This is a genomic window from Novosphingobium naphthalenivorans NBRC 102051 (assembly GCF_001590985.1).
GTDB classification, from domain to species: Bacteria; Pseudomonadota; Alphaproteobacteria; order Sphingomonadales; family Sphingomonadaceae; genus Novosphingobium; species Novosphingobium naphthalenivorans.
Genome location: NZ_BCTX01000039.1, coordinates 31,725 through 46,494, shown reverse-complemented (window position 1 = coordinate 46,494; position 14,770 = coordinate 31,725). Strand labels below are relative to the sequence as shown.

Sequence of the window (14,770 nt, the reverse complement as noted above, 5' to 3'; positions counted from 1 at the left end):
TGCACCAAAATCCCGCTTGCGGCGGGTAGGGCTCAGGACGATGGGACCATTCTCAGTGTGGCGATTAGAGACAGATGACATTACATTGACGCATATCCGGAGTTTCTGAGGTGGTTTGCGTATTCAAGGCATCGAGCAACGAACCGATACGCTTCCATGTGGCTTGGACGGAACGCTCTGCGGCTTTGCGGAGCAAGTGCTTGAGCATGGCGAAGACCTGTTCGATCGGATTGAGATCGGGGCAGTAGGGCGGAAGGAACAGGAGGCGCGCGCCCTTGGCCCGGATCGCAGCCCTGACAGCGGGCCTCTTGTGACTTGAGAGGTTGTCCATCACGACGATGTCGCCCGGTCCCAGTGTCGGGCAGAGTTGCTCTTCGACCCATGCGGTGAAGGTGACGGCGTTGATCGGCTGATCGAAGACGAACGGCGCATCGATCCGGTCGCAGCGCAGCGCGGCGATGAAGGTCATCGTCTTCCAGTGGCCGTAGGGCACTTTGACGTGGAGCCGCTGGCCGACCGGTACCCAGCCCTGCAAAGGGGCCATTTTGGTCTTGCCCTAGGTCTCGTCAACGAAGGCCAGACGCCTGGGATCAGGCCGGGCCTGGATCTTCTTCCACTGCTCGCGCCGCCGGGCCACCTTCGGTCTCAACTATTCGGCGGGAAGAACGCTTTTTTTGAAGTTCAGCCCTTCGGCGTGGGCAAAGCGCCAGACCTGCACGTAATCGACCTTCACCCTCCGCTCGGCAAGTTCGGCCACCAGTCTGCGCAAGATGAAGTCGGTCTTTGTTCGATCCAGCAGCCAGCCGCGCAGCTCGCCCGTCAATAGCCGGGGTTTGTGACCGCCGATCTGCGCAAGTGCACCGCTCCCGGTCTGCCGGTGAGGCTTCACCCACTTGATCGCGCTGCTCCCCGAAATTCCGAACCGGACCGCAGCGCCACGCGCTGACATGCCCTCGTCTATCACCGCCCCAAGAACGCGCTCGCGAAGGTCCATCGAATAAGCTCGAACCATGCCATGCAGGCCTCCATCACCAGGGCTTTGTTGCGCAAATGCCCAAGGGATTCCGTTCGTGAAACCAGGTAGTTAAGAGACGGCGATGAGCAAACCGCCCCGCGCACGCTACCGCACGACGAACTGGAAGTCCTACAACGCAGCGCTGGCGCAAAGAGGTTCGCTTCAGGTCTGGTTTGATCCCGGGATGCAGTGGCTGTCGGCGCCGACCGGCACACGCGGGCGTCAGCCTGTCTTCTCGGATTCCGCGATTCAGGCCTGCCTGACGTTGAAAGGCGTGTTCAAGCTGCCCTTGCGCCAGACGACCGGAATGCTCGCCAGCCTTCTCGAGATGGCAGGGCTCGATTGGCCGGTGCCGGATTTCAGCACTTTGAGCCGGAGGCAGAAGACCTTGCTTGTCGAGATCCCCTTTCAGCCCAGTTCCGGACCGTTGCACCTGCTGATCGACAGCACGGGCATCAAGGCGGTGGGCGACGGGGAATGGTACAGGCGCAAGCATGGCCCGTCCAAACGCCGCCAGTGGCGAAAGGTCCACCTGGGTGTGGACGCCGGATCGCTTGAGATCCGCGCCATCGAAGTGACCGGAAGCCGGGTCGGCGACGCGCCCATGCTGCCCGAACTGCTGGAGCAGATCCTACCCGATCAAGCCATCGCGACCGTCAGCGCCGATGGCGCCTTTGACACCAGGGCCTGTCACGAAGCCATTGCCGCGCGCGATGCCTGTGCCATCATCCCCGCCCGAAGCAATGCAAAAGCCTGGCCCGAGAGCACGCCGGGCGTTGCGGCACGCAATGAAATCGTTCGCTCAAGCCGGCGGTTCGGCAGGGCAATCTGGAAACGATGGAGCGGCTATCACCAGCGCAGTCTGGTCGAGACGAAAATGCATTGCTTCAAGCTGCTGGGGGAACGGATCTCGGCCCGAGACTTCGATCGCCAGGTCGCCGAAATCCAAATTCGCGCGGCCATCGTCAACCGCCTCACCGCGCTCGGAAGGCCCTAAACTCAGCGTGTCGCGTAATCGATGCCTTCAAAGGCCAACTGCTACCCTGTGGCCGATTTGCGCAACAAAGCCCATCACCAGCAGACATCTTGAATCACATCCAATGGCCTTTGGGAATCCCTATTCGAGTCAATGCAACATAGGTTAGAGCTATGCGGGATTTTCTTCTGTGCTGTTGGGCGAGGCTGCGAGCCAACAGGCGAAAATCGTAAAAAGCGTGCCGAGAATTGGTGTGCGTAAGGGATAATCGACCAAGCTAGCGAGCAACAATATCAGGATTGCCCATGCGGTCGCGCGTTGTTGTTGGATAGCGGGCGTTGGTGATGCCATAAAACATCGATAGGAAGCTCGCCCCCACCAACCTAGGAATACGGCGAAAACAAACACTGCAGGTAGGCCACCGGTTATGATTAATTCGATAAGGTCATTATGGGCATTATTGAAATAAGTCGGTCCCAATAACGAGTCTGGTTCGAAGCTCGTGTATACCGGAACAAACGAGCCAAAACCTGTGCCGAAGGGGAAAGTTTGAGCCATGATGTGGAACAGCGTGGGTAATGCTTGTATGCGAGGTTCCGTCTTAAGAATATCGTCTCTTTGAACAAGGCGTGCGATTGACACAGCCCTGTCCGCATTCAAGGTCATAGCGAATAAAACAATTACGCCAACGGCTATACTACTGATGATAATAAGGCGTTGGCGTTTTGAAATCTGCCGACTGGCCTCTAGTGATGGGTCGACCATAAAGGCACCAACTAAACCAACGATGGCAAGCGCCATGCCAGCGCGCGATCCGAGCACAAGAACATAGATCACGATGAGTGATGCGGCTCCAAGACCGATGCTGCCGCGCAATTTGCGGGCGCTGTGATTGGCCTGCAGAACCCATACGCGCAGAAGGGGTAGCGTAAGCGCGAGTAGTGCACCTTGGTGATTGCGGTTGGCCAACAGACCGATCAACTGGCCTCGCCCGCTCACAGAATACCAATAGAGGGAAGACGTTTCCCCGCCTGCAAACTGAGCAACGCCCAGGAGCATGCTGAAGGCGACCAATCCGAGTATTGGTAAAAGCAAGGCGCGGCGCTGCCGGTCGTTCAGCAGGAGGAAGCCAACCATTGCGGTAAACGGCACCAAGAGGGATATCAGACTGTTCCAGGTCCGGTCAGGTGTCAGCGTAAGCGGATGCCATTGGTCGCCACCGTTCAGCGCCAGGGCGACGGCATTATATTGTTCCCGGCCGGGAATATGCTGCCATACTGCAGGAGGGAGTGCCACAAGTTGCATCGCGATTGTAATCGCAAATGCTGCAAACAGAAGCGGTATCGGTCGGATGTCGCCCCACGGGATTCGCTTTGCCGTTAAAAACATCGCCATAAGGCACAGAATTGTAATGGGCCGCAAGATCAGCAGCCAGACGATATCAAGACGAGAAGACCCGCCGGTCAGTGCCGTTGTGGCGGCAAAAACAGCGAAAGCGAGGACCGGTATTGCGGGGAGTTTAATGAAGGAAAGGCGGCCGCTCTTTAAAGGCGGCCTTGAAGACTTTTGATGGCCTTTGTAGGAGAACGTTCCATCGGCTCTTGTTTTTCGGCGCCCACCGGCCAATGAGCGAGTTCTATTTTGCTTCATATCTTGGTCTGCCGCCGGTTTCATGGATGCTGCATAAATTCATTCTCGCTAGCCTGGCCGTTCGTTCGAAATTGATTGAGTCAAATTAGCCAAGTGCGTGAGCGCATAACTAGGTCGTGGACATTTGCGATGAAATTGCGCCCATCGCCTTTTACCTTCAATGGGGGCCAAATGAGAGCATTGTCGTGTTATGTCGGCACCGACGAGGTAGATCAAGGTCCAGAGCGTGAGCTTTTTGCTCCTCCGGCGATTTGGGATCGTGCTTTCGAAGCGATGCTCGGAGGTTCGCTTGTCCCATGTCCGTAAGGATAGGGAATGGGCGCTGCCAGATGCCAGCCGGCTCTTGGTGCGTTTGCTACCAAATACCGGGAAACTGGATGCCCCGCGAGGATTCGAACCTCGATAGACGGAATCAGAATCCGTAGTCTTACCATTAGACGACGGGGCACCGGAGGGCGCCCCTCTAGTAGCGCTTGCGATTCGGGTCAAGCGCCTTGGTGTGGTGTCGTGGTACGCCCCTTGCTCCTTGCACGCCGGGAGGTTAGCATCGTGTCAGGTGCCCGCCCAACGGGGCGGGAAGATATGAACGAGATTTGATACGATGGCGGAGCAAGATCCGCCGGCAGCGAAAGTTGATGTGCCGGGCCGTGCCAGACGGCGGCGCAAGGGACGGAAGGGCAAATCGCGCCCGCCGGCCGCCGGCACAGCCAAGGCCAAGCCGCGTCCCGCTACGGGCGCACGGCCTGGAAAGACGGACGCAGCGCCGCGCGCAGTCAGTGATTTAGGCAGTGATCCAGGCAGCGATTCCGGTCCTTCGGCCGCGCCAGGCCTGGAGCCGGTCCTTGCGGATGCCCCGCGGCCGGTCTTGCCGCGCCAGTCCTATGCCGCGATCGACCTGGGCACCAACAATTGCCGGTTGCTGATCGCCCGGCCTTCGGGCGAGAATTTTACCGTGATCGATGCGTTCAGCCGCGTCGTCCGGCTGGGTGAAGGGCTCGCGCAGTCGGGCCGCCTGTCCGACGAGGCGATGGAGCGCACGCTGGCGGCCTTGCGGGTCTGTGCCGACAAGCTGATGCGGCGAAACGTCTTCCTTGCCCGTTCGGTGGCGACCGAGGCTTGCCGCCGCGCCGAGAACGGGCCTGAATTCATCGAGCGGGTCCGCCGCGAAACCGGCATCGCGCTCGACATCATCAGCGCGCGCGAGGAAGCGCGGCTGGCCGTGCTTGGCTGTCATGTCCTGCTTGAAGAGGGCATGGGGCCGGCCATGATCTTCGATATCGGCGGCGGTTCGACCGAACTGGTGCTGATTGAAAGCACCGGCACCGTGCCGCGCATTCTTGACTGGCAGAGCGTGCCCTGGGGCGTCGTTTCGCTGACCGAGAGCTGCGGGCCGGAGGGTGGTTCGCAGGCCGAGCGGCTGGCGCGCTACCGCCATATGCACGGCCTTGTTGCGGAAAGCTTCGCGGGCTTTGCCAGGCGTGTCTCCAGCGCGCGCGAAAGCGCCGGACAGGCAGGGCCGTTGCGGCTGCTGGGAACCAGCGGCACGGTGACCACGCTGGCCAGCCTCCACCTCGAACTGCCGCAATACGACCGGCGCATGGTCGACGGGCTGATCGTGCCGGCCGAATCGATGCGCGAGATCAGCAGCAGGCTGTCGTCGATGGCGGTCGAGGAGCGGCGCGAGCTCAATTGCATCGGGCGCGAACGGGCGGATCTGGTCGTGGCCGGCTGCGCCATCCTCGAATCGATTCTCGACTTGTGGCCAGCGGCCCGGCTGGGCGTGGCCGACAGGGGCATTCGCGAAGGTATCCTGCGCAGCCTGATCGCGTCCCATGGCCACGGGAACGGGCATGGCAATGGACAGGGGAACGGGCGCGGCGGACGGGCCCGAAGCGCGAACGGCGGCGTGCGCCGCGCCATGGCGTCAAGATGAGAGGACAGGGACGATGAGCCGATCCGGACGCAATCCCGGCGAGAAGCTGCGCACCGCCAAGAAGCGCACGACGAGTTCGGCGCGCTGGCTGCAGCGCCAGCTCAACGATCCTTACGTGAAGAAGGCCAAGGCCGACGGCTACCGCAGCCGCGCCGCCTACAAGCTGATCGAGCTGGACGAGAAGTTCGACCTGTTCAAGGGCGTGACCCGCGCGGTCGATCTCGGCATCGCACCGGGCGGCTGGAGCCAGGTGCTGCGGCTGAAGTGCCCCAAGGCGAAAGTGGTGGGCATCGACTTGCTGCCGACCGACCCGATCGAGGGCGTCACCATCTTCCAGATGGACTTCATGGCCGATGAAGCGCCTGCTGCGCTGGAAGGGGCGCTGGACGGGCCACCGGACCTCGTCCTGTCGGACATGGCGGCCAATACTGTCGGCCACAAGCAGACCGACCACTTGCGGACCATGGGGCTGGTAGAGACGGCGGCCGATTTCGCGATCCAGACGCTGGCGCCGGGCGGCACTTTCGTGGCCAAAGTGCTGGCGGGCGGCACCGATACCGAGCTGCTGACCCTGCTCAAACGCCACTTCACCAGTGTGAAGCACGCCAAGCCGCCAGCGAGCCGCAAGGACTCGTCCGAATGGTATGTGATTGCCAAGGGGTTCAAGGGCTGAGAGCCCGTTTGGGTATTTTCGTTGGGGGATGCGGGCCGGTGCCACGAAATTCGCATTCGGCGAATTTCCAAACCAACTCTGAGAGCCCGGCCGCACGCGCAGCACACGAACAAGGCGCTCTAACGAAAACGGTCCGCAAGGCGACTCGGTGACGCCTGCGGACCGTTTTCGACCGGCATGTGAGCCGATTCGGTTAAGCCGGGATCAGGTGGCCGGGGCTTCCGCGCCCTCGGCGGGAGCACCGGTCGCTTCGCCTGCCGCGGGAGCGGCAGCGCCGTCAGCCGCAGGGGCTTCGTCGGCGGCGGGCGGCGGCGGCAGCGGCACGTTCGAGCCCTGCGAGTTGAGATAGACGATGATGTTGGCACGGTCTTCCGGCTTGGAAAGACCGGCGAACGTCATCTTCGTGCCCGGCGCGAAAGCCTTCGGGCTGGTCAGCCAGGCATTGAGCTTGTCGAAAGTCCATTCGCCGCCGACGCTCTTGAGCGCATCGGAGAAAGCGAAACCGCCGGCGCCCTGGCCGACCGCTTCGCCGACAATGCCATGCAGGTTCGGGCCGATGCCGTTGGCGCCGCCTTCGTTGATCGTGTGGCAGGACTTGCACTTGGCGAAAATCGCTTCGCCCTTGGCCGGATCGGCGGCGGCGAGCAGCGTTGCGAGCGGCACTTCCTTCGCCGCGCCTTCGCCCTCGGCGACACCCTCGACGGCGTAACCCATGGTTTCGGGCCGTTCGTGCTTGTCGGCTTCGAAATAGTGCGAGCTGACAATAGCCAGACCAAGGCCGACAATGCCGGCGCCTAGGACCCAACCTGCGATGGTGTTGAAGCGATCGTCCATTCGTGCATGCCCCGCGCGTGAATGATTTACCGTTACTCGGATACTCGGATCGCACGCGCTCTAGTGTCGGGCAAGGGCAAGTGCAAGAGCCATTGCGGATAACGTCATTCCGGCCTACTCGCGCGTGCGTCATGCACGCCTATCCCAAACCCGCACTGGAACTCGTTGCCCGGATGGCCGAATCGGCCGCCGCAGACCCCTCGCGCGCCATGGCGCTGCAGGGGGCGCCGGGCTGCAATTCGCACCGGGCCGCGCTCGAATATGCGCCCGATTGCCTGCCTTTGCCGTGCTTTTCCTTTGAGGATGCGCTCGATGCGGTGAAGGAAGGGCGCGCCGACCGGGCGATCATCCCGATCGAGAATTCGCAGCACGGGCGCGTGGCCGATATCCATTTCCTGCTGCCGGAAAGCGGGCTGTCGATCGTCGGCGAGCATTTCATGCCGATTCACCACGCGCTGATGGCGCTGGGCGACGGGCCGTTCAAGGCCGCCTACAGCCATCCGCAGGCGCTGGGCCAGTCGCGCCACTATCTGCGCGAGCGCGGGATCGTGCCGATGGCCTATGCCGATACGGCGGGCGCGGCGGCGCTGGTGCGCGAGCAGGGCAATCTGGCCTCCTGCGCGATCGCGCCCAAGCTGGCGGCCGAGCTCTATGGCCTCAAGGTGATCGAGGAGAACGTCGAGGACGCGGCGGACAATACCACGCGCTTCGTGGTTCTGGCCCGCGAGCCGCTCGACCCGTTCACGCTCGAAGGCCAGCCGACGATGACCACGTTCATCTTCGAAGTGCTGAATATTCCGGCCGCGCTCTACAAGGCGCTGGGTGGCTTCGCGACGAACGGGGTCAACATGACCAAGCTGGAAAGCTATCAGACCGGCACCAGCTTTGCCGCGACCACGTTCTATGCCGATATCGAAGGGGCGCCGGGCGAACCGCGCATCGACATGGCGCTCAAGGAACTGGCGTTCCACTGCAAGTACGTGCGCCCGCTCGGCACGTACCGGCAGGCGCGTCCGCGGGGCTGAGGCCGGGCAGCGCTTGGGCGCCGGGGTTACAAGAGATTCATCCTGTTAGCTGCTTGCGCGCGCTGGCGGCACATGCGAAGCAGGCCGCGTGACGGTGGCCGGGGGTCAGATCGGAAACGCGGCTGCGGCCGGCGCTGCGGCGAGCGGCCGGGCCGCGAGCGACTGGGACGCCGTGCGCCATAGCGCGGACATCCAGTTCACCCCCCTGCCACCCGCCAAGGCGCCGGTTGTTCCTCACGTTCCCGAATGGCTCAAGGCGCTCGGCCGCTTCCTGGAATGGGTGTTCGGCCCCATCGGGCGGTTCCTCGGCATGTCCTGGCCGGTGTTCCAGTGGGTGCTGATCGGCCTGGCGGTGCTGCTCGCAGCGTTCCTGCTCTGGCGGTTGCTGGGGCCGGCCATCGCACAGTGGCTGCGCCGCTGCGGCAAGGAAGAGGAGGCCGCGCACTGGACGCCGACCCGGGCCGAAGCCATCGCCCTGCTGGAAGATGCGGACCGGCTCGCGGGCGAAGGCCGGTTTGGCGAGGCCGTGCATCTGCTGCTCCAGCGTTCCGTTCGCCAGATCCGCGATGCCCGGCCCGACTGGTTGCTTCCGGCCTCCACCGCGCGCGAGATCGCCGTATTGCCGACGCTGCCGGAAGCCGGGCGCAGCGCCTTTGCCGCGATTGCCGCGCGGGTGGAACGCAGCCTGTTCGCCTTGCGTGATCTCGATGCGCAGGACTGGGCCGCCGCGCGTGCGGCCTATGCCGATTTCGCGCGGATCGCGTTGTCGCCATGAGCGGAGGGGGCACATGAGCAGGGGGGCGATCACGGCCGATTCAGTCGCTGTCGGGGCGAATCCGTTCTCGCGCCGGGCGGTGCTGGGGATCGTGCTGATCGGCAGTGCGCTGTTCCTGGCACTGCTGTGGATGATCGGCACCGGCGCCGGCATGGGTTCGGCCAACGACGGGGAGGCGCACGCGGCCAGCAAGGGCCTGACCGGCTATGCCGCGATGGCGGACTATCTGGAGCGGCGCGGCTATGCCGTGCGCAAGGTGCGCAACGAAGGGGCGCTGGCCGAACCGGGCCTGCTGGTGCTGACCCCGCCCGCCTTGGCCGATGGCAAGGACATCGAGAAGATCGTCTCGGCGCGCCGTTATCAGGGGCCGACGCTGGTGGTGACGCCCAAGTGGATTTCCGCGCCGCCCACGCAGGATCAGGAGAAGCACGCGAAAAAGGGCTGGGTGCGCCTCGGCGGTACGATGGCGCCGCACTGGCAGGGCTTCCTCGACGATGTGACGGTGGATCTGGGTAAAGTCGATGCCAATGGCCAGCCGGCGCGGTGGCGCGGGCTGGGCCTGTCCGGAACGCTGCCCGATCGCGATGCCCTGCTCTGGGGGCAGGGTAAGCGGCTGGTGCCGCTGATCACCGAGCAGGACGGGCGGATCCTGGCCGCGCTGGTTGATGATGGCGGAACTTACCCCGCGCTGGAAAGGTTCGCTGAGGGCGAGAGGCACAGCGAAGTGGAGGACGAGGATCTCTATCCGCTCGTCGTGGTGTTCGAGCCGGACTTGCTCGACAATTACGGCATGGCCAGCCGCAGCAGCGCGCAATTGCTGGACCGGCTGATCCCGGCGCTGGAAGTGGAGCAGGGCGGGCCGGTGCTGTTCGACCTCACGCTCAATGGCCTGGGCCGTTCCGACAACCTGCTGACGCTGGCCTTCACGCCGCCCTTCCTGGCTGCGACGCTGTGTCTGCTGATGGCCGCGCTTATCACCGGCTGGCGGGCGTTCCTGCGGTTCGGCCCGCCCTTCGCGCCCGACCGCGCCATCGCTTTCGGCAAGCGCGCGCTGGTGGCCAATTCCGCCGGGCTGGTGCGCCGGTCCGGCCGCCTGCACTTGCTCTCCGGGCCTTATGCCGAACGTGCGCGTGAACGGCTGGTGCAGGCCCTGGCGCTGCCGCGCACGCTCGATCCCGATCAGGCTGCCGACGCCATCGACCGGGCGCTGGCCTCGCGCCATCCCGATGCCGAACCCTTTACCGCGATCACCGCACGCCTGAAGGCGGCGCGGCGGCCGCATGATCTCCTGAAAGCCGCGCGCGATCTTCACGCGCTCGAAAGGATGCTGATCCGATGACCGAGTCCGAAGTCCCCCATCCTGCCGCAGTGGGCCTGTCCGGCGTGGGCCCGTCCGATGTGAGTCTGTCCGAAGTGGCGGGCCTTGCCGATGCGATCCGGGGGCAGATCGCCAAGGCCGTGGTCGGCCAGGCCGAGACCATCGATCACTTGCTGATCGCGCTGATGGCGCGCGGGCATGTGCTGCTCGAAGGGCCTCCGGGTACGGCCAAGACTTTCCTCGCGCAGTGCTTCGCCGCGACGCTGGGGCTCGATTTCGGGCGCATCCAGTTCACCCCGGACCTGATGCCGGGCGATATTCTCGGCTCCAACCTGTTCAACTTCCAGACCAGTGAGTTCACGCTGACGCGCGGCCCGATCTTCTGCGATCTGCTATTGGCAGACGAGATCAACCGCACCCCGCCCAAGACGCAGGCGGCCCTGCTCGAAGCCATGCAGGAGCGCCGGGTGACGCTCGACGGCAGCGCCCATCCGCTCCCTGCGCATTTCACCGTGGTGGCGACGCAGAACCCGATCGAGAGCCAGGGCGTCTATCCGCTGCCCGAAGCGCAGCTCGACCGCTTCCTGTTCAAGCTGCTGGTCGGCTATCCCAGCCTTGAGGAGGAATGCCGCATTGTCGCCCGCTACGGCGAGAATCGCGGCGCGCCGCGTCCGGCGGATCTCGGCATCGAGGCGGTGACGAACCCGGCGCAGCTGGAGGCTGTGACCCGCGCCGTGGCGGGCGTGACGCTGGCTGAGAGCGTGACCGACTACATCGTGCGGCTGGTGCGCGCCACGCGCGAAAGCCCGGACTTGTCGAACGGGGCGAGCCCGCGTGCCGCCGTGCTGCTGGCAGGCGCCGCCCGTGCGCGCGCCGCGCTCGATGGCCGCGACTATGTCGTGCCCGACGACGTCAAGGCGCTGGCGGGCAGCGTATTGCGCCACCGCCTGCTGCTGAGCCCTGCGGCCGAGATCGAAGGCAAGCAGGTCGAACAGCTTGTGGAGCAGCTGGTCGAACAGACCGAGGCGCCGAGGTAGGCTGGCATGATCTCTTTTGAGCGAGTTCGGAACAGTGCCAAAGCGCGTGAGGTGCGACTCGTTCTTCGTCATTGCGAGCGACCGCAGGTCGCGCGGCAATCCAGGGGCGGTTTGCGCGGCCCTGGATTGCTTCGACGGCTTCGCCATCTCGCAATGACGAAGGCCGGGCTTATGGGTTCGGGTCAGTGCGGCAGGGGCGGTGGGCAGGTAGCATGAGCCTGCGCTTTGCCCCGATTGTCCCCACGGCTCGCGCGGCTGCGCTGCTGGCGCTGGCGGCGCCGGCTGCGCTGGTGATCGGGGCGATGCGGCCGGACGCCTGGCTGATTGCCCCGGTGGCGGGGATCGCGGTGTTCGCGCTCATTCTTATCGACGCGCTGCTGGCGGGGCGGCTGGAAGACTTGCGGGTTCTGGTCCCCGGCGATGTCGAAGTCGGCGCGCAGCATGTCATGGGGGCACAAGTGCGGCTGGCCGGCGGGCGTCCTTCGGCGATGCAGGCCGCGCTCGCATGTGATCCGCGGCTGGTGCCGGGCGGGCGGATGCTGTTCGATCTGTCCGCGCAAGACCGCGAATGGCGCGGCGAAGGACCCTTCAGCGCCTCGCGGCGGGGGACCGGGCCGGTAAGCCGGGCCTGGCTGCGCTGGACCGGTCCGCTCGGGCTCGGCGCGCGGCAGCTTCAGGGCGATCTCGATGAACAAGTGCGGGTCTGGCCGAACCTTGCCGCCACCCGCTCGCCTGCCTTGCAGGCGTTCCTCAAGGATGCGCAGTTCGGCCTGATTGCCCGCCGCATCCGGGGCGAGGGCACGCAGTTCGAATCGCTCGCCGAATACCAGCCGGGCATGGACCGGCGCCGCATCGACTGGAAGGCTTCGGCCCGCCACGCGCACCTTTTTGCCAAGGAATACGAGACCGAGCGCAACAACCAGATCGTCTTTGCCTTCGATTGCGGCCGGGCGATGTGCGAGCCGGTCGAGGGGATGCCGCGGATGGACCGCGCGGTCTCGGCGGCGCTGGCGACGGCCTATGTCGCGCTCAAGGGCGGGGACCGGGTGTCGCTGTTCGGCTTTGCCGCGCGGCCCGAAATCTCGACGCCCTTCGTGGCCGCCTCGGGCGAGTTCCACCGCTTGCAGCGCGCCGCCGCCGAGCTGGAATACCGCGCCGAGGAGCCCAATTTCACACTGGCGCTGGCGACGCTGGCAGGCCGGTTGCAGCGCCGCTCGCTGATCGTGGTCTTTTCCGATTTCACCGACCTGACCAGCGCCGATCTGATGATCGAAAGCATCGGCCGGCTGGTGAAGCGCCATGTCGTGCTGTTCGTGACCATGGCCGACAACGAGCTGGAAACGCTGTCCGCCGCCGCACCGGACGATCTCGACGTGCTGTCCGAAGCCGTCTCCGCCGATCTCCTGCTGCGCCAGCGCGCGCTGGTGACGGGGCGGCTGCGCCAGCTCGGCGTCGACGTGATCGAAGCGCCCTTCGACAAGATCGGCACACGCCTGCTCGACGCCTATCTTGCAATCAAGCGATCGGGAGCGATCGGATGAACGCCGCTGTTGCCACCCCTTCCGCAATCGAGACCGCGGCCTTGCGGTCCGACCGCTTCCGGCTGGAGCGCGAGGCCGACTGGAAGCGGCTGGAGACGATCGTCACCCGCATGGAAAAGGGCCGTCTGCGCGGCATTTCCGACGAGGATCTGCTGGCGCTGCCGGGGCTTTACCGCACTGTGGCCTCCAGCCTTTCGATCGCGCGCGAGACATCGCTCGATGCTGCGACGCTGGGCTATCTGGAAGCCTTGGTGCAGCGGGCCTGGTTCGTCGTTTACGGGCCGCGCTCGTCGCTGTCGGAATGGCTGCGCGGTTTCCTCGGCGGCGGCTGGAGCGCGGCGGTGCGGGCGATCTGGCTCGACATCGTGATTGCGCTGGCCGTGATGGTGGCAGGCACTATTGTCGGCTGGCTGCTGGTGAGCCACGATCCCGAATGGTACTTCGCGCTGGTCGGCAAGGGCATGGCGGGAGACCGCGTGCCGGGCGCCAGTGCCAAGGTGCTGCACGATTCGCTGTTCGCGCCGGAGCAGAAGGACGGCCTGAGCATTTTCGCCGCACAGCTGTTCAGCAACAATGCGCAAGTCTCGATCCTCGCCTTCGCGCTGGGTTTCGCGTTCGGCGTGCCCTCGCTGCTGCTGCTGGTGCACAATCTGGCCGTGCTCGGGGCAATGGCCTGGGTCTATCATCAGGTGGGCCTGACCGTGGATTTCGCGGGCTGGATCGCAGTGCATGGCACGACCGAGCTGTTCGCGATCCTGCTGGCGGGGGCGGCGGGGCTGCACATCGGCCGCGCAATCGCCTTTCCCGGCAACCGCCCGATCCTGCAGGCCACCGCCGAGGCCGGGCGGCGCGCCGCGCTGGTGATGACCGGGGTGGTGCTGATGCTGGTGGTGGCGGCGCTGCTCGAAGGCTTCGCGCGCCAGCTCGTGAACGAGACGTTCGGCCGCTTCGCCATCGGCGGGTTCATGCTGCTGCTGTGGAGCACCTATTTCTTCGCGTTTCGAGGGCATACCGGGCCGCGCTGGGCGAAGCGCCGGGACGCGCGCGCATGAGCGCTCTGCCCACGCGCCTGCGCCGGTCGGGCCGGGATCGTACGCTGGTGACGCCGGAAGGCATCGCGCTGCCTGTGGCCGTGGCCGGCAGGGGCGCACGGTTCGGAGCGCTGGTGCTCGATCTCCTGATCATCCTCGTGCTCATGCTCGGCTCCACCATCGCGCTGCTCTCGATCGCGGGCGGCGCGGTTTCGGCGGGACAGGCGATGCGCAGCGGAAGCGCGGCGGGACACGCGCTGCAGTTCCTGCTGATCGTGTGGATCGTCATCATGTTCCTGTTCCGCAACGCCTATTTCCTGTTCTTCGAACTGGGCCCGCGCGGCGCGACGCCGGGCAAGCGGCTGATGGGCATTCGCATCGCCGCGCGCGACGGCGGGCGGCTGACGGCGGACATGGTCATCGCGCGCAACCTGCTGCGCGATATCGAGCTGTTCCTGCCGATCGTGTTCCTGATGTCGGGCGGGGCCGACAGCGGTTGGGCCTGGCTGGCGGCGACCGGCTGGTTCCTGATCTTCATGCTCTTCCCCCTGTTCAACCGCGACGGGCTGCGGACGGGCGACGTGATCGCGGGGTCCTGGGTGCTCGAACGCCCGCGCCAGAAACTGGAAGCGGCGATGTCGGTCGCGCGTCCGCCCCGGAACGGGCCCATGGCGCGGGGGGACGAGGATATGCTGCCCGCGCCGCGCCGGACCTATCAGTTCGAGGACACCGAACTGGCGGTCTATGGCGAATTCGAACTGCAGACGCTCGAACGCGTGCTGCGCGAGGATCGCGCGGCCTCGATCGAGACCGTGTACCAGACCATCGCCGGGAAAATCGGCCGCAACGACGGCTGGAACGACGAGAAGGCGTTCCTCGAAGATTACTACACCCAGTTGCGGGCGCGGCTGGAAAGCGCCATGCGGATGGGCCGCCGCAAGGCCGACAAGTTTTCCGAGTAA

The 14,770-nt window shown here is 65.0% G+C and carries 12 protein-coding genes, 1 tRNA gene and 1 pseudogene; 10 read left to right on the top strand and 4 right to left on the bottom strand.

Annotation, left to right across the window (positions count from 1 at the left end):
• Nucleotides 1–64: 64 nt before the first annotated feature.
• Nucleotides 65–1,012, bottom strand: a pseudogene (locus tag NN5_RS25200) (IS630 family transposase).
• An 85-nt stretch (nucleotides 1,013–1,097) separates the two neighbouring features.
• On the opposite strand from NN5_RS25200, the gene NN5_RS13975 reads away from it, so the two are divergent.
• Nucleotides 1,098–2,012, top strand: coding sequence for an IS5 family transposase (locus tag NN5_RS13975; protein ID WP_067734714.1), 915 nt, complete (start codon nucleotides 1,098–1,100; stop codon nucleotides 2,010–2,012).
• Nucleotides 2,013–2,162: 150 nt separating this feature from the next.
• On the opposite strand, the gene NN5_RS13970 is transcribed toward NN5_RS13975, so the two are convergent.
• Both NN5_RS13970 and NN5_RS13965 read right to left on the bottom strand, forming a co-directional pair.
• On the bottom strand, nucleotides 2,163–3,665 hold the full coding sequence (locus NN5_RS13970) for an O-antigen ligase family protein (protein WP_084384935.1): 1,503 nt from the start codon (nucleotides 3,663–3,665) through the stop codon (nucleotides 2,163–2,165).
• 350 nt (nucleotides 3,666–4,015) lie between these two features.
• Nucleotides 4,016–4,089, bottom strand: a tRNA-Gln gene (locus NN5_RS13965).
• A 153-nt stretch (nucleotides 4,090–4,242) separates the two neighbouring features.
• Between NN5_RS13965 and NN5_RS13960 the strand changes: the two genes are divergently transcribed.
• Both NN5_RS13960 and NN5_RS13955 read left to right on the top strand, forming a co-directional pair.
• Entirely contained in the window at nucleotides 4,243–5,574 is a 1,332-nt protein-coding gene (locus NN5_RS13960) for a Ppx/GppA phosphatase family protein (protein WP_067734712.1), read from the top strand.
• A gap of 13 nt (nucleotides 5,575–5,587) precedes the next feature.
• A complete protein-coding gene (locus tag NN5_RS13955; protein ID WP_067734711.1) occupies nucleotides 5,588–6,247 on the top strand; it encodes an RlmE family RNA methyltransferase in 660 nt (219 codons plus the stop codon).
• 204 nt (nucleotides 6,248–6,451) lie between these two features.
• Here NN5_RS13955 and NN5_RS13950 read toward each other — a convergent pair whose 3' ends face one another.
• Entirely contained in the window at nucleotides 6,452–7,081 is a 630-nt protein-coding gene (locus NN5_RS13950; RefSeq protein WP_067734710.1) for a c-type cytochrome, read from the bottom strand.
• Nucleotides 7,082–7,212: 131 nt separating this feature from the next.
• On the opposite strand from NN5_RS13950, the gene NN5_RS13945 reads away from it, so the two are divergent.
• The 7 genes from NN5_RS13945 (at nucleotide 7,213) to NN5_RS13915 (ending at nucleotide 14,770) form a co-directional block, all read left to right on the top strand.
• Entirely contained in the window at nucleotides 7,213–8,106 is an 894-nt protein-coding gene (locus NN5_RS13945) for a prephenate dehydratase (RefSeq protein WP_067734709.1), read from the top strand.
• 88 nt (nucleotides 8,107–8,194) lie between these two features.
• Nucleotides 8,195–8,881 carry a hypothetical protein gene (locus NN5_RS13940; RefSeq protein WP_245656490.1) on the top strand — a complete coding sequence of 229 codons (687 nt, stop codon included), beginning with the start codon at nucleotides 8,195–8,197 and terminating at the stop codon, nucleotides 8,879–8,881.
• Nucleotides 8,882–8,894: 13 nt separating this feature from the next.
• Nucleotides 8,895–10,220 carry a DUF4350 domain-containing protein gene (locus NN5_RS13935; RefSeq protein ID WP_067734708.1) on the top strand — a complete coding sequence of 442 codons (1,326 nt, stop codon included), beginning with the start codon at nucleotides 8,895–8,897 and terminating at the stop codon, nucleotides 10,218–10,220.
• A 59-nt stretch (nucleotides 10,221–10,279) separates the two neighbouring features.
• Nucleotides 10,280–11,236, top strand: a complete 957-nt coding sequence (locus NN5_RS13930; RefSeq protein ID WP_067734720.1) for an AAA family ATPase — start codon at nucleotides 10,280–10,282, stop codon at nucleotides 11,234–11,236.
• A gap of 212 nt (nucleotides 11,237–11,448) precedes the next feature.
• Nucleotides 11,449–12,777, top strand: coding sequence for a DUF58 domain-containing protein (locus NN5_RS13925; protein WP_067734707.1), 1,329 nt, complete (start codon nucleotides 11,449–11,451; stop codon nucleotides 12,775–12,777).
• Nucleotides 12,774–13,829 (top strand): stage II sporulation protein M, encoded by a 1,056-nt coding sequence (locus NN5_RS13920; protein WP_067734706.1) that lies wholly within the window; start codon nucleotides 12,774–12,776, stop codon nucleotides 13,827–13,829. Before NN5_RS13925 ends, NN5_RS13920 begins: the two co-directional genes overlap by 4 nt.
• Complete coding sequence (locus NN5_RS13915; RefSeq protein WP_067734705.1) at nucleotides 13,826–14,770, top strand: RDD family protein; 945 nt, start codon at nucleotides 13,826–13,828, stop codon at nucleotides 14,768–14,770. Before NN5_RS13920 ends, NN5_RS13915 begins: the two co-directional genes overlap by 4 nt.